This is a genomic window from Azohydromonas lata (assembly GCF_034427735.1).
Taxonomy (GTDB): Bacteria; Pseudomonadota; Gammaproteobacteria; order Burkholderiales; family Burkholderiaceae_C; genus Azohydromonas; species Azohydromonas lata.
In genome coordinates, this window is record NZ_JAXOJX010000031.1 from 14,659 (window position 1) to 38,296 (window position 23,638).

21 protein-coding genes and 1 riboswitch are annotated in these 23,638 nt (G+C 72.5%); of the genes, 18 read left to right on the forward strand and 3 right to left on the reverse strand.

Going from position 1 to position 23,638, the window contains the following annotated elements; genetic code table 11:
• Positions 1 to 4: 4 nt before the first annotated feature.
• The 13 genes from SM757_RS18235 (at position 5) to SM757_RS18295 (ending at position 13,977) form a co-directional block, all read left to right on the forward strand.
• Positions 5 to 379 (forward strand): (2Fe-2S) ferredoxin domain-containing protein, encoded by a 375-nt coding sequence (locus tag SM757_RS18235; RefSeq protein ID WP_066341437.1) that lies wholly within the window; start codon positions 5 to 7, stop codon positions 377 to 379.
• Between the two features lie 76 nt (positions 380 to 455).
• Positions 456 to 693: riboswitch (cobalamin riboswitch) on the forward strand.
• Between the two features lie 65 nt (positions 694 to 758).
• Entirely contained in the window at positions 759 to 2,921 is a 2,163-nt protein-coding gene (locus tag SM757_RS18240) for a TonB-dependent receptor (protein ID WP_322466587.1), read from the forward strand.
• Positions 2,922 to 3,062: 141 nt separating this feature from the next.
• Positions 3,063 to 3,710: a 5,6-dimethylbenzimidazole synthase gene (gene bluB / locus SM757_RS18245; RefSeq protein ID WP_322466588.1), complete on the forward strand. Its 648-nt coding sequence runs from the start codon at positions 3,063 to 3,065 to the stop codon at positions 3,708 to 3,710.
• Positions 3,711 to 3,743: 33 nt separating this feature from the next.
• Positions 3,744 to 4,313, forward strand: coding sequence for a cob(I)yrinic acid a,c-diamide adenosyltransferase (gene cobO, locus SM757_RS18250; RefSeq protein WP_066341442.1), 570 nt, complete (start codon positions 3,744 to 3,746; stop codon positions 4,311 to 4,313).
• Entirely contained in the window at positions 4,313 to 5,242 is a 930-nt protein-coding gene (gene cbiB, locus SM757_RS18255) for an adenosylcobinamide-phosphate synthase CbiB (protein WP_322466589.1), read from the forward strand. The genes cobO and cbiB overlap by 1 nt, the downstream gene beginning before the upstream one ends.
• Positions 5,230 to 6,303 (forward strand): aminotransferase class I/II-fold pyridoxal phosphate-dependent enzyme, encoded by a 1,074-nt coding sequence (locus SM757_RS18260; RefSeq protein WP_322466590.1) that lies wholly within the window; start codon positions 5,230 to 5,232, stop codon positions 6,301 to 6,303. The genes cbiB and SM757_RS18260 overlap by 13 nt, the downstream gene beginning before the upstream one ends.
• Positions 6,304 to 6,390: 87 nt before the next feature.
• A complete protein-coding gene (gene cobT, locus SM757_RS18265; RefSeq protein WP_322466591.1) occupies positions 6,391 to 7,431 on the forward strand; it encodes a nicotinate-nucleotide--dimethylbenzimidazole phosphoribosyltransferase in 1,041 nt (346 codons plus the stop codon).
• 13 nt (positions 7,432 to 7,444) lie between these two features.
• Positions 7,445 to 8,257 carry an adenosylcobinamide-GDP ribazoletransferase gene (gene cobS, locus SM757_RS18270; protein WP_322466592.1) on the forward strand — a complete coding sequence of 271 codons (813 nt, stop codon included), beginning with the start codon at positions 7,445 to 7,447 and terminating at the stop codon, positions 8,255 to 8,257.
• Positions 8,250 to 8,816, forward strand: coding sequence for a histidine phosphatase family protein (locus SM757_RS18275; protein WP_322466593.1), 567 nt, complete (start codon positions 8,250 to 8,252; stop codon positions 8,814 to 8,816). The genes cobS and SM757_RS18275 overlap by 8 nt, the downstream gene beginning before the upstream one ends.
• Positions 8,817 to 8,978: 162 nt before the next feature.
• Complete coding sequence (locus tag SM757_RS18280; protein WP_066341448.1) at positions 8,979 to 9,341, forward strand: DUF2946 family protein; 363 nt, start codon at positions 8,979 to 8,981, stop codon at positions 9,339 to 9,341.
• 125 nt (positions 9,342 to 9,466) lie between these two features.
• Positions 9,467 to 11,704 (forward strand): TonB-dependent receptor, encoded by a 2,238-nt coding sequence (locus SM757_RS18285; RefSeq protein WP_456062120.1) that lies wholly within the window; start codon positions 9,467 to 9,469, stop codon positions 11,702 to 11,704.
• A gap of 11 nt (positions 11,705 to 11,715) precedes the next feature.
• Entirely contained in the window at positions 11,716 to 12,588 is an 873-nt protein-coding gene (locus SM757_RS18290; protein ID WP_322466595.1) for a copper chaperone PCu(A)C, read from the forward strand.
• A gap of 174 nt (positions 12,589 to 12,762) precedes the next feature.
• Positions 12,763 to 13,977 carry an MFS transporter gene (locus tag SM757_RS18295; protein WP_322466596.1) on the forward strand — a complete coding sequence of 405 codons (1,215 nt, stop codon included), beginning with the start codon at positions 12,763 to 12,765 and terminating at the stop codon, positions 13,975 to 13,977.
• A gap of 18 nt (positions 13,978 to 13,995) precedes the next feature.
• On the opposite strand, the gene SM757_RS18300 is transcribed toward SM757_RS18295, so the two are convergent.
• Genes SM757_RS18300 through SM757_RS18310 form a run of 3 tightly spaced genes read right to left on the reverse strand, consistent with a single transcriptional unit; the run spans position 13,996 to position 18,652 of the window.
• Entirely contained in the window at positions 13,996 to 14,934 is a 939-nt protein-coding gene (locus SM757_RS18300; protein ID WP_066342075.1) for a dimethyl sulfoxide reductase anchor subunit family protein, read from the reverse strand.
• Positions 14,931 to 15,728 (reverse strand): 4Fe-4S dicluster domain-containing protein, encoded by a 798-nt coding sequence (locus SM757_RS18305; RefSeq protein ID WP_407655774.1) that lies wholly within the window; start codon positions 15,726 to 15,728, stop codon positions 14,931 to 14,933. The genes SM757_RS18300 and SM757_RS18305 overlap by 4 nt, the downstream gene beginning before the upstream one ends.
• An 8-nt stretch (positions 15,729 to 15,736) precedes the next feature.
• Complete coding sequence (locus SM757_RS18310) at positions 15,737 to 18,652, reverse strand: molybdopterin oxidoreductase family protein (RefSeq protein ID WP_322466598.1); 2,916 nt, start codon at positions 18,650 to 18,652, stop codon at positions 15,737 to 15,739.
• Positions 18,653 to 19,125: 473 nt separating this feature from the next.
• On the opposite strand from SM757_RS18310, the gene SM757_RS18315 reads away from it, so the two are divergent.
• From SM757_RS18315 to SM757_RS18335, 5 genes are all read left to right on the forward strand, one after another.
• The gene (locus tag SM757_RS18315) at positions 19,126 to 20,103 is read left to right on the forward strand and encodes a sulfonate ABC transporter substrate-binding protein (protein ID WP_066342086.1); all 978 of its coding nucleotides are present in this window, start codon (positions 19,126 to 19,128) and stop codon (positions 20,101 to 20,103) included.
• Positions 20,104 to 20,192: 89 nt separating this feature from the next.
• Entirely contained in the window at positions 20,193 to 21,365 is a 1,173-nt protein-coding gene (gene ssuD / locus SM757_RS18320; protein ID WP_322466599.1) for an FMNH2-dependent alkanesulfonate monooxygenase, read from the forward strand.
• A 4-nt stretch (positions 21,366 to 21,369) separates the two neighbouring features.
• A complete protein-coding gene (locus SM757_RS18325) occupies positions 21,370 to 21,792 on the forward strand; it encodes a VOC family protein (RefSeq protein WP_066342078.1) in 423 nt (140 codons plus the stop codon).
• Complete coding sequence (ssuC, locus tag SM757_RS18330; RefSeq protein WP_322466600.1) at positions 21,764 to 22,699, forward strand: aliphatic sulfonate ABC transporter permease SsuC; 936 nt, start codon at positions 21,764 to 21,766, stop codon at positions 22,697 to 22,699. The genes SM757_RS18325 and ssuC overlap by 29 nt, the downstream gene beginning before the upstream one ends.
• A 29-nt stretch (positions 22,700 to 22,728) precedes the next feature.
• Entirely contained in the window at positions 22,729 to 23,598 is an 870-nt protein-coding gene (locus tag SM757_RS18335; protein ID WP_407655775.1) for an ATP-binding cassette domain-containing protein, read from the forward strand.
• Positions 23,599 to 23,638 lie beyond the last annotated feature (40 nt).

Here is a 23,638-nt window from a genome sequence, read left to right on the forward strand (position 1 = left end):
GCCCATGAGCCTGGATCAAGACACCGCCGCCACCGCGCCCGCCGCCGAGGTGGTGAAACCCAAGATCGGCACCTACCGCCGCCACCTGCTGATCTGCACCGGCCCGCGCTGCACGCAGCAAGGCGAGTCGCAGGCCCTGTTCGACAGCCTGAGTGAGAAATTCAAGGCCGCCGGGCTGGACCAGGGCGATTTGCGCGTCAAGCGCAGCCGCGTGAGCTGCTTTGCGGCCTGCAAGGGCGGGCCGGTGATGTGCGTGCAGCCGGATGGCACCTGGTACTACAACGTCACGCCGGCCAACATGGACCGCATCATCGAGCAGCACCTGTGCGGCGGCGAGGTGGTCGAGGACCTCGTGTTCCACCAGGGGCCGGGGGCCTGAAGACGCACGGCGTCTCGCCAGAGTACACGGCCATTGGATGCACTGGCAACTTTGTGCGAAAAAGGCATCCGTGGATAGTAAAATCCTTCCCGTTGGTGCTCGGACCGGCGTTCCGCCGGTCCGGTTAAACGGGAATCAGGAAGAGCCGCCGCGCCGCGTGCGCTCCAGCCTGAGCTGCCCCCGCAACGGTCAACGGCCGGGGCTTCGACCAAAAGCCCCATTCGGGTCCTCGCCCACTGGAAGCCTGTGGCTTCCGGGAAGGGTCTCCCGGACGCGCCGCCAGCCCGGATACCGGCCAACAGGGAGCCGCGCCTGGCGCGCGGCGTATGGCCAGGAAGCCGCGGGGAGGCGGCATCCGGCAGCCTGTTCCTGCTCTTCCATGACCTCATTCCTGGACCCGAGGCGCCCGCATCGCGCCCGCTGGCCCCTTTCGGCACTCGCCTGCGCCTGCCTGGCCGCGTGGACGCCGGCCCCGGCGCAAACCGCCCACGCCACCCCCGCCAGCGGGCTGGCCAGCCCTGATTCCCCGTCGCCGGCCGGCGCCGTCAGCGTGGAACCGGACGCGTCCGTGGTGCCCGCCATCAAGGTCACCGCACGCCATTACGACAACGCCGTCGGCGCGTCCGACGCCGCCTCGCAAGGCGTGATACGCGCCGAGCTGCTCAAGAGCCGCCCCGGGCTGCGCCCCGGCGAAGTGCTGGAGTTCGTGCCCGGCATGATCGTCACGCAGCACTCCGGCGACGGCAAGGCCAACCAGTACTTCCTGCGCGGCTTCAACCTCGACCACGGCACCGACTTCGCCACCACCGTCAACGGGCTGCCGGTGAACATGCCCACGCACGGCCACAGCCAGGGCTACGCGGACCTGAATTTCCTCATCCCCGAGCTGGTCGATCGCATCGAGTACCGCAAGGGGCCGTACTTCGCGCAGGCGGGCGACTTCTCCGCGGCCGGCTCCGCCGACATCCGCTACGTGCGCAAGCTGGACGGGCCGCAGGCCACGCTGACCATAGGCCAGCGCGGCTACCGCCGCGCCCTGGGTGCAGGCTCAACCGAGGTGCAACCCGGCCTGTCGCTGCTGGGCGCCGTGGAGCTGCAGCGCAACGACGGGCCGTGGACCGTGCCTGAAGGCCAGCACAAGGCCAACGGCGTGCTCACGCTCAGCGGCGGCAGCGCGGCACGCGGCTTCAGCGCCAGCGTGATGCACTACGACGCGCACTGGACCGCCACCAACCAGGTGCCGCAACGCCTCATAGACGCGGGCAGCTACCTGGGCCGGCCCTTCGGCCGCTTCGATTCGCTGGACCCCAGCGACGGCGGCAACACCCGGCGCAGCAGCCTGTCCGGCGAATGGCACGCGCGCGGCGACGACGGCAGCGCCACCCAGGTGGCGGCCTACGCGCTGGACTACCGGCTGCAGCTCTTCTCCAACCACACCTTCGCGCTGGAGCGGCCGGACCAGGGCGACCAGATCGCCCAACGGGACCGGCGCCAGGTCTACGGCCTGAGCGCCAGCCACGCCGTGAACCATGCGCTCGGCGCCCTGCCCGCGCGCAGCGAGGTGGGATGGCAGTTGCGCCACGACCGCATACGCGTGGGCCTGTTCGACAGCGCGCAGCGCCAGCTCACGGCCACGGTGCGCGAGGACCGCGTGCGCCAGACGCAGTGGGGCCTCTACGGCCAGACCTCGGTGGAAGTCACGCCCTGGCTGCGCACCATCGCGGGACTGCGCGCGGACCAGGCCCGCTTCGACGTGGACAACGTCAGCGGCACCGCCAACTCCGGCGCCGCGTCGGCGCACCTGTGGTCGCCCAAGCTGTCGCTGGTCCTGGGCCCGTGGCAACGCACGGAGTTCTTCTTCAACGCCGGCCGGGGTTTCCACAGCAACGACGCGCGCGGTGCCACCGACGCCGCGGCGCCCGTGCCGGGGCTGGTGGCCGCGCGCGGCATGGAGCTGGGCGCGCGCAGCGAGCTGATGCCCGGCCTGCAAAGCTCGCTGGCGCTGTGGAAGCTGGATTTCGACTCGGAGCTGGTCTACGTGGGCGATGCCGGCGGCACCGAGCCCAACCGGCCCAGCCGGCGCCACGGCGTGGAGTGGAACAACCGCTACATCCCCCTGCCCTGGCTGCTGGTGGACGCGGACCTGGCCTGGTCGCAGGCGCGCTTTGCCACGCACGCCCCCGAGGGCGACCAGGTGCCCAATGCCGTCAACCGCATCGCCTCGGTGGCTCTCACGCTGCGCGAGCTTGGGCCCTGGTCGGCCAGCCTGCAGTGGCGCTACCTGGGCAGCGCCGCGCTGGTCGAGGACGACAGCGTGCGCTCCCGCCCCTCGCTCACCACCAACCTGCGCCTGGCCCGCCGCCTGGGCCGCGACAGCGAGATCACCCTGGACGTCTTCAACCTGTTCAACCGCAAGGTCAACGACATCGAGTACGCCTACGAGTCCCACGCGCCCGGCGAAGCGCTGCCCGTGACGGATGCGCGCCACGTCCACCCGGCGGAGCCGCGCACGCTGCGGCTCACGCTCAAGGTCGGTTTTTGAGGGGTGAGCTTGAGCGCCCTCAGCCCGCCGGCCGCCAGAGCGGCCATGCTCGCAAACCCTGCGCCAGCAAGGCGCTGCGGTATCGCGGCCTGGCCGCGCGCACGCGGCACGATGCAGGGCCTGGAGGAGGCGAGGACCACGATGAACACCCATTTCAACGACACCGAGCGCGAGGCGCTCTACCGCGTCATCGCGGCCCGGCGCGACATGCGCCACTTCCTGCCGGGCCGCACGGTGGAGCCCGCCGTGCTGCGCCGGTTGCTGCAGGCGGCGCACCAGGGGCCTTCGGTGGGGCTGATGCAGCCCTGGCATTTCATACGCATCGCCGACGCCGCGCTGCGCCGCGACATCGCCGGGCTGGTGGAGGCCGAGCGCCACGCCACGGCCCAGGCCCTGGGCGAGCGCGGCACGGACTTCCTGCGGCTCAAGGTCGAAGGCGTGCGCGAGTGCGCCGAGCTGCTGGTGGCGGTGCTGGCGCCGGACGACGGCACGGTGTTCGGCCGCCGCACGCTGCCGCAGGAAATGGCGCTGTGCTCGCTGGCCTGCGCCATCGAGAACCTGTGGCTGGCCTCGCGCGCGGAGAACCTGGGCATGGGCTGGGTGTCGCTGTTCGACCCCGAGGCGCTGGCCGGGCTGCTGCGCCTGCCGCAGGGCGCGCGCCCCATGGCGCTGCTGTGCCTGGGGCCGGTGGACCATTTCTACGACGAGCCCATGCTGCAGGCCGAAGGCTGGCGCAAGGTGAGGCCGCTGGAAGAATTCATACACACGGACGGCTGGCCGCAAAGCTGAGCGCGGCCGTCCGCAAGAGCGAAAGAAGTTGGCATGGACATAGAAGCCCCCCCCACCGCCGCACGCTACGAGCGCCCCGAGGGCGAGCGCCGCGGGCTGGTCATGGTCCACACCGGCGACGGCAAGGGCAAGAGCACCGCCGCCTTCGGCCTGGCGCTGCGCGCGCATGGGCGCGGCAAGCGGGTGCACGTGTTCCAGTTCATGAAGGTGCCCAGCGCGCGCTTCGGCGAGCACCGCGTGTTCGAGCAGTTGGGCGTGCCCATAGAGGGCCTGGGCGACGGCTTCAGCTGGAAGAGCCGCGACCTGGACCATTCCGCCGAGCTGGCCCGCGCGGGGTGGGCCAGAGCCGAGGCCATGATCCGCGCCGGCGAGCACTTCATGGTGGTGCTGGACGAGGTGATGTACCCGCTGCGCTACGGCTGGCTGTCGCTGGAACAGGTGCTGCAGGCACTGCGCGAGCGCCCGCCGCACGTCACGGTGGTGCTCACCGGCCGCGGCGCGCCGGCCGAGCTCATCGAGCTGGCCGACACCGTCACCGAGATGACGCTGGTGAAACATCACTTCAAGGCCGGCGTGCCCGCGCAGCGGGGCATAGAGGACTGATGGCGTCGCTTGCACTGGCCGGCGCCGTGGCGCTGGTGCTGGATCGCGCCCTGGGCGAACCGCCGGCGCGGCTGCATCCCGTCGTGGGCATGGGCCATTACCTGGGCGCCCTTGGGCCGCGGCTGTTGCGCCTCCAACCCGCCTGGGCTTTTACGTGCGGCGCACTGGCCTGGCTGTTGGGCGCGGGCGCGGTGGCCGCGCTGGCCTGGGGGCTGCAGCGCTGGCTGCTGTCGCTGCCCTGGTGGGCCGCGGCGCCGCTGCTGGGCTTGCTGCTGAAACCGCTGCTGGCCTGGCGCATGTTGCGCGACGAGGTGCGCGGCGTGGAGGCGGCGCTGGCGCGCTCGCTGCCGGAGGGCCGGCAGCAATTGGCGCGGCTGGTGAGCCGCGACACGTCCAGGCTGCAAGCGCACGAGGTGCGCGAAGCGGCGATTGAAACCCTGGCCGAGAACCTCAACGACTCGGTGGTCGCGCCGCTGTGCTGGTTCGCCGTGGCGGGGCTGCCCGGCGCGGCGCTGTACCGCTTCGCCAACACGGCCGACGCCATGTGGGGCTACCGCGGGCGCTGGGAATGGGCGGGCAAATGGGCCGCGCATGCGGACGATGCGCTCTCGTGGCTGCCGGCGCGGCTGACCGCGCTGCTGCTGTGCGCCGCGGCCGGGCGCTGGCCCGCGGGGCTATCGCGCGAAGCCCGCGTGACGCCCTCGCCCAACGGCGGCTGGCCCATGGGGGCGGTAGCGCTGCTGCTGGGTGCGCGGCTGTCCAAGCCCGGCGTGTACGCGCTCAACGCGGGCGGACGGCTGCCGGGCAGCGCCGACCTGCACCGCGCGCTGCCCTGGTGCGGCCGCGCCGTGCTGCTGGCCGCGCTGTTGTGCGGCGCGGCCGACCTGGCCGCCTGGCGGCTGTGTGGAGGCCTGGCATGGACAGGCTGATGGACTTGCCCGCGACCCAAGACGCCGCGCCGGTTCACGTCGAGCACGGCGGCCCCGACGGTGGCCCGCCGATCGAGTTCGACTTCTCCACCAACGCCTGCCCGCTGGAGGCCCCGGCGCCGGTGCGGCGCGCGCTCCTGCAGGCCGACCGGCGCCACTACCCCGACCCCGCCTATGCCGCGCTGCGCGAGTTGTTGGGCGCCTTTCATGGCGTGGCACCCGGCCGCGTGCTGCCCACGGCCGGCAGCAGCGAGGCCATACGCCGTCTGACGCTGGCCGCACGGCTGCGGGGCGTCCAGCAGGCGTGGGTGCCGCAGCCCGGCTATGGCGACTACCGCGCCGCCGCCCAAGCCCTGGGCCTGAGCGTGCGCCCCTACGCGAGCGGCGAAGCCCTGTTGGACGGCTTGACGACGCACGGCGCCGCGCCGGCACTGGTGTGGCTGTGCGAACCCTGCAACCCCACCGGCGAAAGCCTGGGAGCACCCTTCTGGCCGGCGCTGGCCGCGCTGGCCGGCCGCGGCCACGTGCTGGCGCTGGACCGCGCCTACGCGCCGCTGCGTCTGGAAGGCCGCTGCCCGGTGCCGCCGGCCGTGGCCGAGTCGGCCTGGCAGTGCTTCTCGCCCAACAAGTCGCTGGGCCTCACGGGCGTGCGCGCGGGCTGGGTGATCGCACCGGCCGATGACGACGCCTTGCGCGCCACGCTGCTGTCGCTGGCGCCGGGCTGGGTGCTGTCGGCCGAGGGCGTGGCGCTGCTGGAGGCCTGGACGCTGCCGGCCACGCAGCAGGGCGTGCAGGCTGCCTGCAGCCGGCTGCGCGCCTGGAAGCGCCAGCAGCGCGCGGCGCTGCAGTCGCTGGGCTGGGTGCAGCAGCCTTCCGTCACGCCCTTCTGGCTGGCGCGCCCCTGCGACAGCGGCTTGCCGGCGCGGCTGCGCGCCTTGCGCGAGCGCGGCATCAAGCTGCGCGACGCCACGTCCTTCGGCCTGCCGGGCTGGGTGCGGCTGAGCGTGCAACCGCCGCCGGCGCAGCAGGCGCTGCTGCAGGCATGGCGCGACAGCGCCTGAGGGCACCGCCGCCTTGCACGCTCCGCGCTCCGCGACAATTCATAGACAAAGCAACCACCCCGGCACCCCCGACCGGGACACCAGACCATGAGCAGCCTGCCCACCATCGCCCCCCTGGACCAGCCGGAACTGGACGCCGCCTTGCGCCGGCGAATGGACGGCAAGACGAAACCGCTGGGCGCGCTGGGCCGGCTGGAAGCGCTGGCGCTGCAGATAGCCCAGGTGCTGGGCACGGAGCACCCGCGGCTGGAGCAGCCGCAGATGGTGGTGTTCGCCGGCGACCACGGCCTCACGGCGCAAGGCGTGTCGGCCTACCCGGCGGACGTGACCTGGCAAATGGTCATGAATTTTCTCGCTGGCGGCGCCGCGGTCAGCGTGCTGGCACGCCAGCACGGCTTGTCGCTCACGGTGGTGGACGCGGGCGTGCGCTGCGACTTCGCGCCGCAAGCGGGCCTGCTGCTGCGCAAGATCGCGCCGGGCACGGCCGACGCGTCGCAGGCGCCGGCCATGACGGCCGACCAGTGCGCCACGGCGGTGGAAGCCGGGCGCGACGTGGTGCGCGGCCTGCCGGGCAACGCGCTGCTGTTGGGCGAGATGGGCATTGGCAACACCTCCAGCGCGGCGCTGCTGCTGTCGCGCCTGGCGGGCCTGCCCATCGAGCGCTGCACCGGCCGCGGCACGGGGCTGGACGACGCGGGCCTGGCCCACAAGGTGCGCGTGCTCTCGGCCGTGCTGCAGCGCCATGCCGGCGCCGTCGAGCCGCTGCAGGCGCTGGCGGCGTTGGGCGGCTTCGAGATCGCCATGATGGTGGGCGCCGTGCTGCAAGCCGCCGAGGAGCGCCGCGTCATCGTGGTGGATGGTTTCATCGTCTGCAGCGCCGTGCTGGTGGCGCACGCGCTGCAGCCGGCCGTGCTGCAGCGCTGCGTGTTCGCGCACCGCTCGCAGGAAGGGGGCCATCCGCTGCTGCTGGAGCACTTGGGCGTGGAGCCGCTGCTGGACCTGGGCCTGCGCCTGGGCGAGGGCTCGGGCGCCGCGCTGGCCTGGCCGCTGCTGGAGTCGGCCTGCCGCATCCTCAACGAGATGGCGAGCTTTGAATCCGCGGGCGTGAGCCGCGGGGCCGAGGCTTGAGCGACCGGGCCCGATGATCCACCGGCTGTTCCACGAAATCCGCCTCTTCCTCATCGCGCTGCAGTTCTTCACGCGCGTGCCCATACCGCAGCGCATCGGGTTCGAGCCGGCATGGCTGCAGGCCTGTTCGCGGCACTTTCCGGCCGTGGGCCTGGTCGTGGGCGCCGTGGGTGCTGCCGTGCTGCTGGCGGCCTCGTCACTGTGGCCGCCGGCCATTGCGGCGGGGTTGAGCATCGCAGCCACCGTCTGGCTCACCGGCGGGTTCCATGAGGACGGACTGGCCGACACCTGCGACGGCTTGGGCGGCGCCGTCTCGCGCCAGCGGGCGCTGGAAATCATGAAGGACTCGCGCCTGGGCAGCTACGGCGCACTGGGCCTGGTGCTGGTGTTGGGCTTGAAGGCTGCGGCGCTGGCGGCCCTGGCCGCGCGCTCGCCGCTGGTGGCCGCGCTGGCCCTGGCCTGGGGCCATGGCGCCTCGCGCTGCGCGCCGGTGCTGCTCATGCGGGCGCTGCCCTACGGCGGCGACCCGGACCACGCCAAAGCCAAGCCGCTGGCGCTGCACATAGAGCCCACGGGCGTGGCCGTGGCCCTGGGCTGGCTGTTGCTCGCCACGCTGGCCGCGGCGGCGCTGGGCGGCGCACCGGCCGTGGCCGCCCTGCCCTGGGCCCTGGCGGCCATGGGCGCGGTGGTGTGGTGGATGGTGCGCTGGCTGCGCCGCCGCCTGGGCGGTTTCACCGGCGACACGCTGGGCGCGGCACAACAGTTCTCGGAATTGGCCGCGCTGCTGGCCTGGGTGGCGGTGCTCATCGGAGGCACGCATGGTTGACGCCCCCGCCGCCGAAACGCCCATGAATCCGCCCCTGTGGGCCTGGCGCCACCCGCGCGCGCAAGGCGCGGCCGGCCGCTGCATAGGCCGCACCGATCTGCGCGTGGACCCGCGCCGCGCCAAGCGGCTGGCCCACCGCATACGCCAGGCGGCGCGCCGCCACGGGCTGCCGCGCGTGGTCTGGACCTCGCCGCTGCGCCGCTGCGCGGATGTGGGCCGCTGGCTGCGCCGCTGGGGTTGGCAGCACCGCAGGGATGCCGCGCTGCTGGAGCTGGACTTCGGCGCCTGGGACGGCCGGCCCTGGACGCACATTGCCCACGCCGAAGTCGATGCTTGGTGCGACGCCTTTGCAACGGCGCGCCCCGGCGGCGGCGAATCGCTGCTGGACATGCTGGCGCGCGCCGCGGCCTGGCCGGTGGATGACGCGCCGCGGCTGCTCGTCACCCATGGCGGCTGGATGCTGGCCCGCCAGTGGGCCACCACCCGCTCCGCGCCGCCCGCCGCTGCCCATGAGTGGCCGGCCGCACCTGCCCACGGCCAGCTCTGGCGGCTGGCTTGACGCGCCGCCGCGCCGGCGCGCCTTGAACCAGTCCAGGTATTTCGGCGAGCGCCTGGTGCCCCGTACGACGGCCTGAGCAATGTCAAGTCTGTTGCACGCCGGCCCGTGCGGCTGGACGTCGTTGGGCCGAAAGGGCCGCGCGCCTTTCTAGAATCCGGCCCCATGCATCGCCTTGCTCGCCATCGCCGACCCCAGCGCCTCGTTGCGCTGGCCGCGCTGGTGCTGGCGCTGCTGATGCAGGCGCTGTGGATGCCGCGCATGGCCACCGCGATGGCCGCGGGCGTGGACGTGTGCTCCGCCCAAGGCCACCGCCGCATCCCGCTGCCCGCGGACGATGGCGCTCCGCAATCGCACCACCACGACTGCTGCTGCCCCGGCGCCATGGCCGCCGCGCCGCCCCCCGCGGTGGCCGCGCTGCTGCTCGTGCCCAACCGCCAGGCCCCGGACGTCGCGCCGCAAGGCGCCGCGCCCTCGCTGGACTGGGTTGGGCCGCTGTCGCGCGGCCCGCCTGCCTTCCTGCTCTGACCGCCTGAACCGTCCGGCGCCGCGCCCAAAAGCGCGCGCGTGCCGGGCGCCCTTTTACGTCATTGCAGGACGAACCCATGTTTTTCTTGAAGCCGCCACAGGCGCTCACCGCGCTGTGCGCCGCCATGGCTTGCGCCTCCTGGGCGCAGGCTCCACAACCAGCCTTGGACATGCCGCCAACCGTCGCGGCCCTGGACACCGAAGCACCCACGCGCGAGCTGGGCGTGGTCACCGTCTCCGGCTCGCGCCCCACCTCGTTGCCCACGCACATTCCCACCACCACGGAAGGCGTGACGCGCCAGGACATCGAGCGCAGCGTCAACGCCACCGACAGCGAGGACGCGCTCAAATACTTTCCCAGCCTGCTGGTGCGCAAGCGCTACATCGGCGACTACAACCACGCCATCCTCTCCAGCCGCGCCTCCGGCACGGGCAACAGCGCGCGCTCGGCGGTGTATGCCGACGGCATCCTGCTGTCCAACTTCCTGGGCAACGGCATCGGCGGCCTGTCCTTCCCGCCGCGCTGGGGTCTGGTGACGCCGGAAGAGATCGAGCGGGTGGACGTGATGTACGGCCCCTTCTCGGCGGCCTACCCCGGCAACTCGGTCGGCGCGGTGGTGGACTACGTCACGCGCATGCCCACCACGTTCGAAGCCCACGGCAAGGTGGGCTACGTCGCGCAGCCCTTCGACCTCTACGGCACCCACGCCACCTACCACGCGAAACAGGCCAGCGTCTCCCTGGGCGACCGCGCCGGCGACTGGGCCTGGTGGCTCAACGTCAACCGCACCGACAGCGAAGGGCAGCCGCTGACCTTTGCCAACACCACCAAGGCCGTGGCGGGCACGGGGGCCGTGCCCGGCTTCAACAACGCCGGCCAACCCTGGTTCATCACCGGCGCGGGCACCCAGTACGACACGGTGCAGGACCATTTGAAGCTCAAACTGGCCTATGACCTGAGCCCCACGCTGCGCGCGAGCTACGTGTTCGGCGTGTGGCGCAACGAGGCGGACGGCAACGCGCAGAGCTACGTGCGCAAGGCCGATGGCACGCCGGACTGGAGCGGCCTCAACGTCACGCGCGAGGAGCTGCTGCACACCATGCACGGCCTGTCCCTCAAGAGCCGCACGCGCGGCGAGTGGGACTGGGAGGCCTCGGCCAGCCTCTACGACTACAAGCGTGACGACAAGCGCCAAAGTGCCGCAGGCGATGTGCCGCCGTCCACCAGCACCCTGGCCGACGGCCGCGGCACGGGCTGGAACACGCTGGCGCTCAAGGGCACGTGGCGCCCGCCGCAGGCCGAAGGGCGGCATGTCGTGGAGTTCGGCTTCCAGCAGGACCAATACCAGCTGCGCTACCAAAGCACCAGCGTGGCCGGCAGCATCGCCGGCGACGGGCGCGGCACGCCCACCAGCCGCGTGCAGGGCGACACCCGGCTGCGCAGCCTGTGGGCCCAGGACACCTGGCAACTCGCCGAGGACTGGAAGACCGTGCTGGGGGGCCGGGCCGAGCGCTGGGAAGCCGACAACGGGCAGACGAACTTCACGGCCTCCAGCGGCAGCCCCTGGCCCGCCCGCCACGAGACGGACTTCTCGCCCAAGGCCGCCCTGTCCTGGCAGTGGCTGCCCGCCACGCTCTTGAAAGCCTCGCTGGGCCGCGCGGTGCGCTATCCCACGGTCAACGAGCTGTACGGCGCCACGTCCACGACCGACTCGCAGTTCATCAACGACCCCAGCCTACGCCCGGAAAAATCCTGGACCGCCGAACTCAGCGCCGAGCAGGACCTGGGACCCGCGCTGGCGCGGCTGACGCTGTTCGCCGAGGACACGCGCGACGCGCTCTACACCCAGACCACGGCCGACGCCGCGGCCGGCAAGAACATCAGCCGTGTGCAGAACGTGGGCCGCGTCGCCACCCGCGGCGTGGAAGCCGCGCTCAACGCCAACGGCTGGCTGCTCAAGGGCCTGGACCTGTGGGCCAGCGTCACGTATGCCGACTCCACCATCAAGGAGAACGCCGGCTTCGTGAACGATCCCGGCGACACCATCGGCAAACGCCAGCCCAACATCCCGCGCGTGCGCGCCACGCTGCTGGCCAGCTACCAGTGGGACGAGCACTGGACCACCTCGCTGGGCGTGCGCCACAGCGGCCGCCAGTTCCGCACGCTCAACAACGCCGACATCAACGGCTTCACCTACATGGGCGTGAGCAAGTTCACCGTGGCCGACCTGCGCGTGCTCTACCGCATCGACAAGCGCTGGAGCGCCGCCTTCGGCGTGGACAACCTCAACAACTACACCTACTGGAACTTCCACCCGTACCCGCAGCGCAGCTACACGGCTGAGCTGAAGTTCGACCTTTGACAGGACACACCATGCAAGCATCCATTCGCAACGTCGCCGCCGCCGCGGCCTTGATGAGCCTGTCCGCCGTCCAGGCCCACGTCACGCTGCCGCCCGGCGGCGTCACGGCCGACAGCACCTACAACGCCACCTTCCGCGTGGGCCACGCCTGCGAGGGCGCCACCGCCACCACGGCGCTGCGCGTGCGGTTGCCCGATGGTTTCACGCTCATCGAGGCGCAGGCCCGCAACGGCTGGCAACTGGACACCAAGGGACGCGACGTCACCTGGACGGCCGCCAACGCCCAGGCCGCGCTGCCCGCCTCTGAAAAGACCACCTTCAACCTGCGCGGCCGCGTGACCGACAAGCCCGGCACGCTGTGGTTCAAGGTGCTGCAAAGCTGCGACCAGGGCAGCGCCGATTGGGCCGAGCTGCCCGGCGCGGACGGTGTGAAATCCGCTTTCCCGGCCGCGCGGCTGGAGGTGCTGCCCGCGGGCGTGGCGCCCGTGGACGTGCGCGACGCCTGGGCGCGGCCCACCGTGCCCGGCCAGCGCAGCACCGGCGTCTACGCCAAGCTCACCAGCGGCGTGGGCGGGCGGCTGTTGGGCGGCAGCTCGCCGCTGGCCGAGTCGGTGGAAGTGCACGAGATGGCCATGGAGGGCGACGTGATGCGCATGCGCGCGCTGGACAAGGGCCTGGAGCTGCCCGCGGGCCAGGGCGTGGAACTGCGCCCGGGCGGCCTGCACCTCATGCTCACCGGCGTGAAGCAGGCGTTGCCCAGCGGCAGCACGCTGCCCGTGACGCTGCGCTTCGTGGACAAGGACGGCCGCGAGGGCTCGCTGGCGCTGCAGGTGCCCGTGGCCGCCGGCGACCCCGGCGCCGCCGCGGGCGCCCACAAGCACTGACGCGCCACCCGCCAGGCCCGCGCGGGAGCGCCCTGCGCCGCCGCAGCGGGCCGCGGTGTGGCAATCCGCACGGGTCGCTGCCGCCGCTTGCTTGCAAAATGCCGGGGCGGAGGGAGTTCCCGTTTCATGGCCGAACCAGACCGGCGGCGTCTTCATGCCTTTGGCGCCAGCTTGATGCTTGGCCTGCTCGCGGAGCAGGCCGTGCTGTTTGCAGTACCGCTGCTCGTGTTCCAGCGCACGGGCAGCGTGGGCTGGGCCGGCATGGCCTTCGCCGTGGAGTGGCTGCCCGCACTGCTGGCCTACCCCTTCGCCGGGCTGCTGGCCGACCGGCTGGGCGGGCGGCGGCTGTTTCTCGTGGCCAACACGGCGCGGGCCCTCGTGCTGATCAGCGCGGCGCTGCTGTGCGCACTGCGGCCGCACTGGACGGTGGGCGTGCTCATGGCGGGCTCCGGGCTGCTGTCGCTGTGCATGGCGCCGGTGCGCATGGCGGTGGAGAAGACCACGCCGGCGCTGGCCGGGGATGGCGCGCTGTCGCGGCTGCAGGCCCTGGTGCAGAACCTGGAGCTGTTGGGCCGGCTGCTTGGGCCGGGCCTGGCCGCGCTGCTGGCCCATGCGCTGGGCAAGCTGCCGCTGCTGCCCGTGGCGGCCTGCGGCTTCGCGCTGTCGGCGCTGTGCTGGCGCGGCCTGCCGGGCACGCAGCCGGTGCAGGCCGATGCACAGGCCCCCGGCCACGCGGCGGCCGATCTCGTGTTGGGCTGGACGCTGCTGTGGCGCAACCGCCCGCTGCGGCTGCTGGCCGGCGTGGGCTTCATCATCAACCTGGCCTTTGCCGTGGCGGTGGGCGCCAACGCCTCCGTCATCACCGGCGTGTTCGGCGCGTCGGACCACGTCTTCGGCCTCATGAACGCCGCCGCCGGCCTGTGCGGGCTGCTGGCGCTGCGCCTGGTGCCGCGGCTGCCGGGCCCGCAGGCCATGGCGCGCCTGGGCACCGCGGGCTACGCGGTGCTGTGCGCCGGCATGGCGGCCATGGCCTGGACGCACAGCGTGGCCGTGTACGCGGCGGCCTTCGCGCTGTCCATCGGCGGCGCGGCGTGGTTCAACCTGTTCAACCGCACCCTGCGCGTACAGGCCGTGGCGAGCGCGCATCTGGGCAAGGTCATCGGGGTGTTCTACCTGGTGCAGTACCTGCCCTTCCCCGTGGCCGGGCTGGTCACCGCGGCGCTGGGGCCCACGCTGGGCGTGCAGGCCATCTACAAGGGCATGGCGCTGCTGCTGGCGCTGCCCGGGGCCGTGCTCATGCTGCAGGTGGCGCGCGGTGCCCACGACGCGCTGCTGCCGCGGCCGGACGCGCCGGCCGCCCCCCGCGCCGCCGTGGCCGAGCGGGCCTGAACGGCGGCGCAAGCCGCCTCAGGCCACGGCCTGGTAGTACAGGTTTTGCGGGTGCCGCGCCTGCGCGAAGAAGAACCAGCGCTCCGCCAGCAGCCCCAGGCTTTGCACCAGCAGCGCCAGGACCCAGGGCGCCGCGCCGCTCCAGGCGCCGGCCCACGCCAGCCACAGCAGCAGGGCCGGCAGTTCAAACCCCAGCAGCAGGAACAGCGGTTTTACACACCTGAACGCCCACGGCGAAGCCTGGTGAAAGAACTCCCGGGTGTTGTGGCTGCCGCCGGTGAAGCCCATGGAGAGCTGGGCCACGCGGGTGCTGTCCAAGCCCGTGGCCGACTGCGGCGTGGAGCGCGGCACCAGGCGCGCGTTGCGCCGCAGCGCCAGCCACCGGCCGCCCAGGGCCAGCAGCGTGAGGCCCAGCCCCCAAGGCAGCAGGCGCTCCGCAAAGCTCTCTTCACCCGCCACCGCGGCCAGCGCCCCGGCCAGCACGGTGCCCGCGGCCTGGCCCATGAGCGCGTAGTTCAGCACCGTCAGCGGGTGCGCCCACGCCTGCACCATGCGCAGGCACGCGTAGACCATGCCCGTGCACAGCCACAGCAGCGCCGACAGCAGCAGCGCCGCCACGGCCAGCAGCGCTTGCAGCGCAGGGGGCGCGCCCATGCGCAGCGCCAGCGCCCAAGCGGCGACCACGGCCATGAACGCCGGCAGCGCGATGACCTCGCGCGACATCCACGAGCTGCGCCACATCGCCACGGCCCGCCACGCCCGCGAGGGCCTGCCCAAGTGCAGGAAGGCGCTGCCCAGCGAGGCCAGCAGCCCCGCCCCGCCCAGCGCCAAGGCCATGAGCATGAAACCCCGCGCCGGGGCCGACCCTGACAGGTGCGCCAAGGCCAGGACCACGACCAGGCCCTGGGCGGCGCCGGCCAGCGTGGTGAAGACGATGATGGACCAGGACGGGTTCATGGCCGGCCTCCCGGCGTCCCGGCCGGCCCGCCCTCGTCCGGCGCCCCGCGCACGCGCTTGGGCAGGTAGCGGTTGGCCGGATTCGTTGCCCACTCCGGCATGAGCGCATAGCCGCCGCGCTCCGCGATGGCCTGCGACACCTCCGAGGCCGGGTCGTTCACGTCGCCAAAGAGCCGCGCCCCCGTTGGGCAGGCCTTCACGCAGGCGGGCTGGCGGTCCTCGGCCGGCAGGGCGGCGTCGTGGATGCGGTCCACGCACAGGGTGCACTTGGTCATCACGCCGCGCGCCTCGTCGTACTCGCGCGCGCCGTAGGGGCAGGCCCAGCTGCAGTACTTGCAGCCCATGCACTTGTCGGCGTCCACGAGCACGATGCCGTCCTCGGCCCGCTTGTAGCTGGCCCCCGTCGGGCACACGGGCACGCAGGGCGGGTCCTGGCAATGCAGGCAGCTCTTGGGCAGGTGTACGGTCTGCGTCTGCGGGTAGCGGCCGGCCTCCCAGGTCTGCACGCGGTTGAAGAAGGTGCCGCTGGGCGAGTCTTCAAAAGCACCCGGGTCCGGCGGCAGGCCGTCGCGGCCGCTGCTGTTCCATTGCTTGCACGACACCACGCAGGCGTGGCAGCCCACGCACGCGTCCAGGTCGATGACCAGGGCCAACTGGCGGGCCAGGGTTTCGCTGCGCGCGGCCTGAGCGGCTTGTACGGCCCTGGCGGGCGAGGCTTTTGCGGGCGCGGGCGTGAAGGGCCGCCCCTCGCCGCCCTCGCGCCGCAGCCAGGGCAGGAGGCTGTTGAGCGCCATGGCCAGCTTCATGCGGACCTCCCGGGCGCGAAGCGGGCCTTGAGCAGGCGCAACGCCGCGCCCACGCCCAGCACGCCGGGCGGTGCGGGCACGGTGGCCGGCTTGGGCGCGGTTTCGCCCTCCTCGCCGGGCTCGCAGGGGCGCAGCCGCACCCGCACGTCGTACCAGCCGGCCTGCCCCGTGATGGGGTCGGCATTGGCGAGCGGGCCCTCGGCCAGCGGCAAGGTGGCACTGAGCAGGTGGTTGAGAATGAAGCCCTCGCGGCTCTCGTCCGCCCCGGCGGGCAACTGCCAGGCGCCGGGCGCCTTGCCGATGGCGTTCCAGGTCCACACCGTGCCGGGCTCCACCGCCTCGCTGCAGCGCAGGCGGCAGCGCACGCGGCCCCAGCGGCTTTCCACCCAGCACCAGCCGTTGTCCTGCACGCCCGCGGCGCGCGCCGTGGCGGGATGCACGTGCAGCGCATTGCGGCTGTGCAACTGGCGCAGCCAGGCGTTTTGCGAGTCCCAGGAGTGGTACATCGCCATGGGCCGCTGCGTGATGGCGTGCAGCGGGAACGCCCGCGCGTCGCTAACGCCGTCCTCCAGCGGCGGCGCCCAAAAAGGCAGGGGGTCGAACCAGGCCGCTACGCGCTCGCGCAGGTGGTCCGGCGGCTGGCGCCCAGGCCGCTTGCCCTGGGCCGCCAGCCTGAAGGTCTGCAGCGTGTCGGCGTAGAGGACGAGCTGGATGGGGCAGTTGCGCTGGCGCCAGCCCATGGCCTTGCCGAAGTCCAGGTAGTCGCGGTTCCAGTTGCGGCGGTACTGCATGTGTGCGGGCAGCTTGTGGTGGAACACGCAGTCGTTGCGGGCGTAATCTTCCCACTGCCTGGGGTTGGGCGCGCCGCGCAGCTCGCGCCCGTGCTCGCCGCGCCAGCCCATGAGAAAGCCGATGCCGGGCTGGTGCTCGTAGCGCTGAATGAAGTCGGCGTAATCGGCGTACTTGCGCGAGCCGTCGGCTTGAGTGAACAGGGGAAAGCCCAGCCGCGAAGCCAGCTCCACCAGCACGTCCTGGAAGGGCCGGCACTGTGCCAGCGGCGGCAGCACGGGCACGCGCACCGAGTCCATGGGCCCGTCGAACTCGGAGATGGGCCTGTCCAGCAGGCTCATCGCATCGTGGCGCTCCAAGTAGGTCGTGTCCGGCAGCACCAGGTCGGCGTAGGCCACCGTCTCGCTCTGGAAGGCGTCGCACACCACGACGAAGGGGATGCAGTGCTCGCCGCTCGCGTCCCGCGCGTTGAGCGCCTTGCGCACCTCCAGCGGGTCCATGCTGGAGTTCCAGGCCATGTTGGCCATGTAGATGAGCAGCGTGTCGATGCGGTAGGGGTCGCCGCGCGCGGCGTTGGCGATGACGTTGTGCATGAGCCCATGCACGGCCAGCGGGTAGGCCCAGGAGAAGGCGTGGTCTATGCGCAGTGGCGTGCCGTCGGCGTGCACGGCCAGCTCCTCCGGGCTGGCCGGAAAGCCCAGCGGCTGCGCGTCCAGCGGCGTGTTGGGTTGGAGCTTGTCGGGGTCGTTGAAGGCGCGGTAGTTGGGCACGATGTGGCGCGGGTACGGCGCCTTGTGCCTGAAGCCTCCCGGCGCGTCTATGGTGCCCAGCACGCTCATGAGCACGGAGAGGGCGCGCACCGTCTGGAAGCCGTTGGAGTGCGCCGCCAGCCCGCGCATGGCGTGGAAGGCCACGGGGCGCAGCGGCACGTCCGCATGGCGCTGGCCCCAGGCGTCGGTCCAGGGGATGGGCAGCGCCTCGCCATGGCGCAGCGCCGTCTCGCCGAGCTCGCGCGCCAGGCGCCGTATGCGCGCGGCCGGGATGCCGGTGAGGGCTTCGGCCCAATCGGGCGTCGCCTCGGCCACGCGCTCGCGCAGCAGTTGAAAGGCGGGCGCCACGCGCGTGCCGTCCGGCAGCGTGAAATGGCCTTCCAGCGCCAGGTCGCGCCCGGGCTCGACGCCCTGCGGGTAGGCCACCACCACGGCATTGCTGGCCTGGTCCCAGGCCAGCTTGTTGTGCGGGTTGCGGCCGTCGGGGGCGGGGCCGGCCCCGGGGTCGAAGGCGAACAGGCCCTCGCGCTCGCCCTCGTCCAGCGCCACCAGTTGCGGCGCGTTGGTGAAGCGCTGCAGGAAGGCGCGGTCCACGAGGCCGGCGTGGATCAGCTCGTGCAGCAGCGCCATGAACAGCGCGCCGTCCGTGCCGGGGCGTATGGGAATCCACTCGTCGGCGATGGCCGCGTAGCCGCTGCGCACCGGGTTGATGGCGATGAAGCGGCCGCCGCGCTGGCGGAACTTCCCCAGCGCGATCTTCATGGGGTTGCTGTGGTGGTCCTCGGCCGTGCCGATCATCACGAACAGCTTGGCGTGGTCCAGGTCCGGCCCGCCGAACTCCCAGAAGCTGCCGCCTATGCTGTAGATCATGCCGGCGGCCATGTTCACCGAGCACATGCCGCCGTGCGCGGCGTAGTTGGGCGTGCCGAACTGGCGTGCGAAGAGGCCTGTGAGGGCCTGCATCTGGTCGCGCCCGGTGAAGAAGGCGAACTGCTTGGGGTCGGTGGCGCGGACGTGGCGCAGCCGGCTTTCCAGCAGCGACAGCGCCTCGTCCCAGGAAATGGGCTCGAAGTCGCCGTCGCCGCGCTCGGCGCCGGCCTTGCGCCGCAGCGGCTGCGTGAGGCGTGCCGGGGAGAACTGCTTCATCAGCCCCGCGCTGCCCTTGGCGCAGATCACGCCCTGGTTGAGCGGGTGGCGGGGGTTGCCGTCGATGTACAGCGGCTGCCCGTCGCGCAGGTGCACGCGTATGCCGCAGCGGCAGGCGCACATGCAGCAGGTGGTGGTCTTGATCTCGGTGTCTTGAAGCGGCTTCTCGAAGTTGTCCGGCGGGGCCGTACAGGCGGGTTCTTTCAAACGGATCTCCTTGGCTGCACCGCCTGGAGCCGGCCGCCGTGCCGCGGCCGCCAGGCGACTCGGGGGCATCCTAGAAAGCGCGTCTTCACATCGGCAACGCAGCAATGCGCATAAGCAAGCAGGCCAGGCGTTGGCAGCGTAAGGCGGCGTTTCAAGCGATTGCACGGGCAACCGGTGCCGGCCCGTTGCCAAGCCTGCTTACAGCAGCGGCCGCATATGCAGGTGCCGGATAAACATAGCCGCACTCCTTCGTTCCTTCATGCGCGGGGGCTGCCTATCGTGCGGGGCATGAAGAACGTCAGCCTTTGCACAAGCCACAGCACCGCGCTGCAGATGCCCGTACCGCGCCTCCACGCCCTGCCCGCGGCCGTGCCGCCCTGTTGAGCGCCGCCCGCCACCCCTGCATGCCCCGCGCCCGCGCCGCCACCCTGGCCGCGCGCAGCGCCCCGCACACGAATTCCAAAGGACTTTCCATGCTGCCCGACCTCGACTCCCCGTACCGCCGCCGCATCCTGTTGCGCGGCGCCGTGGCCGCCGCCGTGCTGGCCGTCAACCCCAAGTGGCTGCGCGCGCAACCGGCCGTCACGCTGCGCGTGGGCTACCAGAAGTCCGCCAGCCTCTTCGTCCTGCAAAAGGCGCAGGGCACGCTGGAAAAGCGCCTGGCCCCCTTGGGCGCCACCGTGCAGTGGGTGGAATTCCCCGCCGGCCCGCAACTGCTCGAAGGCCTGAACGTCGGCTCGGTGGACGTGGGCTACGTGGGCGAGGCGCCGCCCATCTTCGCCCAGGCCGCGGGGGCCAATTTCATCTACATCGGCCACGACCCGGCCTCGCCCACGGCCGAGGCGCTGGTGGTGCCCAAGGACTCCACCATCCAGAGCGTGGCCGAGCTGCGCGGGCGCAAGGTGGCGCTCAACAAGGGCTCCAACGTGCACTACCTGCTGGTGCGGCTGCTGGAGAAGCACGGCCTGAAGTACGGCGACATCCAGCCGGTGTTCCTGCCGCCGGCCGATGCGCGCGCGGCCTTCGAGCGCGGCGCGGTGGACGCCTGGGTGATCTGGGACCCGTTCCTGGCCGCCGCCGAGAAGCAGTTGGGCGCGCGCGTCCTGGCCGACGGCCGCGGCGCGGTGGACAACTTCAACTTCTACCTGGCCGAGCGCGGCTTCGTGGACCGCAACCCGCAGGTGATCCAGGCGCTGTTCGACGACCTCGTGGACCGCGGCCGCTGGCTCAAGAGCCACGTGGACGAGGCGGCTGCGCTCATCGCGCCGTTGCAGGGGCTGGACCCGCAGGTGGTCAAGCTCAGCATCCAGCGCTACGAGTTCAAGGTCACGCCGCTGACGCCCGCCATCGTCGCCCGCCAGCAGCAGATCGCCGACACCTTCCACGGGCTCAAGCTCATCCCCAAGCCCATACGCATTGCCGACGCGGTGGCGGCCAAGGGCGCGCCCTGAACACCCCCTTCACGCACCGCCATCGGCGGCCCGCACACCGGCGCGGGACGGGCCACCGGCGGCGCGTGCTTCAACCACGAGGCATTGCCATGAAGATCTTCTGGTTCATTCCCACCCATGGCGACTCGCGCTACCTGGGCACCAGCGCCGGCGCGCGCCAGGCCGATTTCGCCTATTTCAAGCAGGTGGCCGTCGCGGCCGACAGCCTGGGCTACGAGGGCGTGCTGCTGCCCACGGGCCGCTCCTGCGAGGACTCCTGGATTGTCGCGGCCAGCCTGATAGACGCCACGCGGCAGCTGAAATTCCTGGTCGCGCTGCGCCCGGGGCTGGTGGCGCCGGCGCAGTCCGCGCGCATGGCCGCCACGCTGGACCGGCTCTCCGGCGGGCGGGTGCTGGTCAACCTCGTGACCGGCGGCGACGCCGAGGAGCTGGCCGGCGATGGCCAGTTCCTGGACCACGCCGCGCGCTACGAGGAGTCGGCGGAGTTCATACGCATCTGGCGCGAGATCATCGCCCGCTCGCACGAGGGGCAATCCTTCGACTTCGAGGGCCGGCGGCTGCGCGTGCAAGGCGCCAAGCTGCTGTACCCGCCCCATGCGCGGCCTTACCCGCCGGTGTTCTTCGGCGGCTCGTCGGAAGCCGCGCACGACCTGGCCGCCGAGCAGGTCGACACCTACCTGACCTGGGGTGAGCCGCCCGCGGCCGTGGCGGCCAAGGTGGCCGACGTGGGCCGGCGCGCCGCGCGCCATGGCCGGCAACTGAAGTTCGGCATACGGCTGCACGTCATCGTCCGCGAGACGGAGGAAGCCGCCTGGGGCGCCGCCTCGGCGCTGCTGTCGCACCTGGACGAGGCCACGGTGGAGGCCGCGCAGCAGCGCCTGGCGCGCATGGACTCCGTGGGCCAGCGCCGCATGGCCGAGCTGCACCGCGGCCGCTTCGACAAGTCCGACGTGCGCCGCGGCCTGGAGATCGCGCCCAACCTGTGGGCCGGCGTGGGCCTGGTGCGCGGCGGCGCGGGCACGGCGCTGGTGGGCAACCCGCAACAGGTGGCCGACCGCCTCCAGGAATACGCGGCGCTTGGGCTGGACTGCTTCATCCTCTCCGGCTATCCGCACCTGGAGGAGGCCTACCGCTTCGCCGAGCTGGTGTTCCCGCTGCTGCCGCTGTCGGTGCGCGAGAAACTCTGCGCGCCGGCGCTGAGCGGGCCCTTCGGCGAGATCGTGGCCAACGGCATCGTGCCGCGCCAGCAGTCCGCGAGCTGACGCCATGAGCCCGCCCCTGCTCGACCACGTGCAACTGCCCATGCCGCCCGGCGGCGCCGCGCAGGCGCGCCGCTTCTACGGCGACGTGCTGGGCCTGCCCCCGCTGCCCGCGCCGGATGCGCACGAGGGCTTCGAATCCCGGCTGCTGCGCTTCGGCCTGGACGGCATGACGCTGGACCTCTGCGAGGGCCGCTACACCGGCGTGGCGCCGCAGGCCCACCTGGCGCTGCGGCTGCGCGAGCTGCCCGCGGTGCTGCAGCGCCTGCGCGCCGCCGGGCACCCGGTGGACGCCTGGGCCTTGGACGGCGAAGGCCGCGCCAGCACCGAGGACCCCTTCGGCAACCGCCTGGAATTCATCGCGCTGGAGCCGCAGCCGCTCCTGCACGCCAAGGACCACCATGTCACACAGCTGCGCATTTCCTTCTGACGCGCCGCCGGCCAAGCCGGCAGGCCCCACCGCCGCCAACGCCGGCGTTGCGCGCGCAAGCGCCCTGGCCGGCGGGCCCGCGGCCCCCGCGCAGGACCGCGTGCACGAGGCGCCGCCGCCCGGCACGGCGCAGCGCACCCCATCGCGCCAGGCCTGGCGCCACCTGCTGCCCTGGCTGGTGCCGGCGCTCATCGTGGCGGCCTGGGAGCTGTGCTCGCGCGCGGGCTGGCTCTCCACCCGCGTGCTGCCGGAACCCTGGACGGTGCTCACGGCGTTCTATTCGCTGCTGGCCTCCGGGGAGCTGGCGCACCACGTGGCGGTGAGCACGGGGCGCGCCTTCGCCGGGCTGGCCCTGGGCGGCAGCCTGGGGCTGGCCTTCGGCCTGCTCACCGGCAGCTTCAGGCGCGCCGAGACGCTGCTGGACACCACCTTTCAGATGCTGCGCAACATCCCGCCGCTGGCGCTCATACCGCTGGTCATCCTGTGGTTCGGCATCGGCGAGGGGGCCAAGCTCTTCCTGGTGGCGGTGGCGGTGTTCTTTCCCATCTACCTCAACACCTTCCACGGCATACGCTCGGTGGACCGCGGGCTCATCGAGATGGCGCGCAGCTACGGCTTGAGCGGCTGGCCGCTCTACCGCCACGTCATCCTGCCCGGGGCGCTGCCGTCCATCCTGGTGGGCCTGCGCTTCTCGCTTGGGCTGATGTGGGTGCTGCTCATCGTGGCCGAGACGCTGTCGGCGCAGGCCGGCATCGGCTACATGACCATGAACGCCCGCGAGTTCCTGCAGACCGACGTGGTGCTCGTGGGCATCGTCCTGTACGCCCTGCTGGGCAAGGCGGCCGACCTCGCCGCCCGCGGCCTGGAGCGCTGGTGGTTGCGCTGGCACCCCGCGCACCAGCATTGAAACCCCCGCTGAAAGCCAGCCTCATGCACATCGAACACTTTCCCCTGGGCGGCGCGCAGCGCGCCGCCTTCGTCCCGCCGGAGCCCGCCGCGGGCAGCGCTGCGGACTTCCCGCCCAAACGGGCAGCGCCGCGCGGCGCCGAGGTGCTGGTGCAGCACCTGGGCAAGCGCTACGGCGAGCGCACGGTGCTGGACGACGTCTGCCTGCGCCTGGCGCCGGGCGAGTTCGTGGCCATCGTCGGGCGCAGCGGCTGCGGCAAGAGCACGCTGCTGCGCCAGGTGGCCGGCCTGGAGCGGCCTGACGCCGGCTCGCTGCGCGTGAGCGGCGACGCCGACGGGCAAGGCACGCGCATCATGTTCCAGGACGCGCGGCTGTTGCCCTGGAAGAGCGTGCTGGACAACGTCGCGCTGGGCCTGCCGCCCGTCGAGGGGCGCAAGCGCGCGCGCCGCGCGCTGGCCCAGGTTGGGCTGGCCAGGCGCTCGCTGGAGTGGCCCTCGGTGCTCTCCGGCGGGCAGCGCCAGCGCGTGGCCCTGGCGCGCGCGCTGGTGCACGAGCCGCGGCTGCTGCTGCTGGACGAGCCGCTGGGCGCGCTGGACGCGCTCACGCGCATGGAGATGCAGCAGCTCATCGAGGAGCTGTGGCGCGAGCACGGGTTCACCGCGCTGCTGGTCACGCACGACGTCTCGGAAGCCGTGGCGCTGGCCGACCGCGTGGTGCTCATCGAGGAGCAGCGCATCGCCCTGGACGAGCGCGTGCCGCTGCCGCGCCCGCGCAACCGCGCCCACCCCGACTTCGCCGCCTTCGAAGCGCACTTGCTGCAGCGGCTGCTGCGCCCAACGCCGGCCGAGCGATGGCCTGCCGCGGCGGCCGGCGCCATCCCGCTGCGCCGCGCCGTCTGAGCGCACGCGCCGCCCACACCCACCACCAGCCTCATCCCAC

Excerpts from the sequence above, each read along its gene's own strand:
- SM757_RS18235 (WP_066341437.1), top strand. The coding sequence starts at position 5 with ATGAGCCTGGATCAAGACACCGCCGCCACCGCGCCCGCCGCCGAGGTG.
- SM757_RS18240 (WP_322466587.1), top strand. The coding sequence starts at position 759 with ATGACCTCATTCCTGGACCCGAGGCGCCCGCATCGCGCCCGCTGGCCC.
- bluB (WP_322466588.1), top strand. The coding sequence starts at position 3,063 with ATGAACACCCATTTCAACGACACCGAGCGCGAGGCGCTCTACCGCGTC.
- cobO (WP_066341442.1), top strand. The coding sequence starts at position 3,744 with ATGGACATAGAAGCCCCCCCCACCGCCGCACGCTACGAGCGCCCCGAG.
- cbiB (WP_322466589.1), top strand. The coding sequence starts at position 4,313 with ATGGCGTCGCTTGCACTGGCCGGCGCCGTGGCGCTGGTGCTGGATCGC.
- SM757_RS18260 (WP_322466590.1), top strand. The coding sequence starts at position 5,230 with ATGGACAGGCTGATGGACTTGCCCGCGACCCAAGACGCCGCGCCGGTT.
- cobT (WP_322466591.1), top strand. The coding sequence starts at position 6,391 with ATGAGCAGCCTGCCCACCATCGCCCCCCTGGACCAGCCGGAACTGGAC.
- cobS (WP_322466592.1), top strand. The coding sequence starts at position 7,445 with ATGATCCACCGGCTGTTCCACGAAATCCGCCTCTTCCTCATCGCGCTG.
- SM757_RS18275 (WP_322466593.1), top strand. The coding sequence starts at position 8,250 with ATGGTTGACGCCCCCGCCGCCGAAACGCCCATGAATCCGCCCCTGTGG.
- SM757_RS18280 (WP_066341448.1), top strand. The coding sequence starts at position 8,979 with ATGCATCGCCTTGCTCGCCATCGCCGACCCCAGCGCCTCGTTGCGCTG.
- SM757_RS18285 (WP_456062120.1), top strand. The coding sequence starts at position 9,467 with ATGGCTTGCGCCTCCTGGGCGCAGGCTCCACAACCAGCCTTGGACATG.
- SM757_RS18290 (WP_322466595.1), top strand. The coding sequence starts at position 11,716 with ATGCAAGCATCCATTCGCAACGTCGCCGCCGCCGCGGCCTTGATGAGC.
- SM757_RS18295 (WP_322466596.1), top strand. The coding sequence starts at position 12,763 with ATGCTTGGCCTGCTCGCGGAGCAGGCCGTGCTGTTTGCAGTACCGCTG.
- SM757_RS18300 (WP_066342075.1), bottom strand. The coding sequence starts at position 14,934 with ATGAACCCGTCCTGGTCCATCATCGTCTTCACCACGCTGGCCGGCGCC.
- SM757_RS18305 (WP_407655774.1), bottom strand. The coding sequence starts at position 15,728 with ATGGCGCTCAACAGCCTCCTGCCCTGGCTGCGGCGCGAGGGCGGCGAG.
- SM757_RS18315 (WP_066342086.1), top strand. The coding sequence starts at position 19,126 with ATGCTGCCCGACCTCGACTCCCCGTACCGCCGCCGCATCCTGTTGCGC.
- ssuD (WP_322466599.1), top strand. The coding sequence starts at position 20,193 with ATGAAGATCTTCTGGTTCATTCCCACCCATGGCGACTCGCGCTACCTG.
- SM757_RS18325 (WP_066342078.1), top strand. The coding sequence starts at position 21,370 with ATGAGCCCGCCCCTGCTCGACCACGTGCAACTGCCCATGCCGCCCGGC.
- ssuC (WP_322466600.1), top strand. The coding sequence starts at position 21,764 with ATGTCACACAGCTGCGCATTTCCTTCTGACGCGCCGCCGGCCAAGCCG.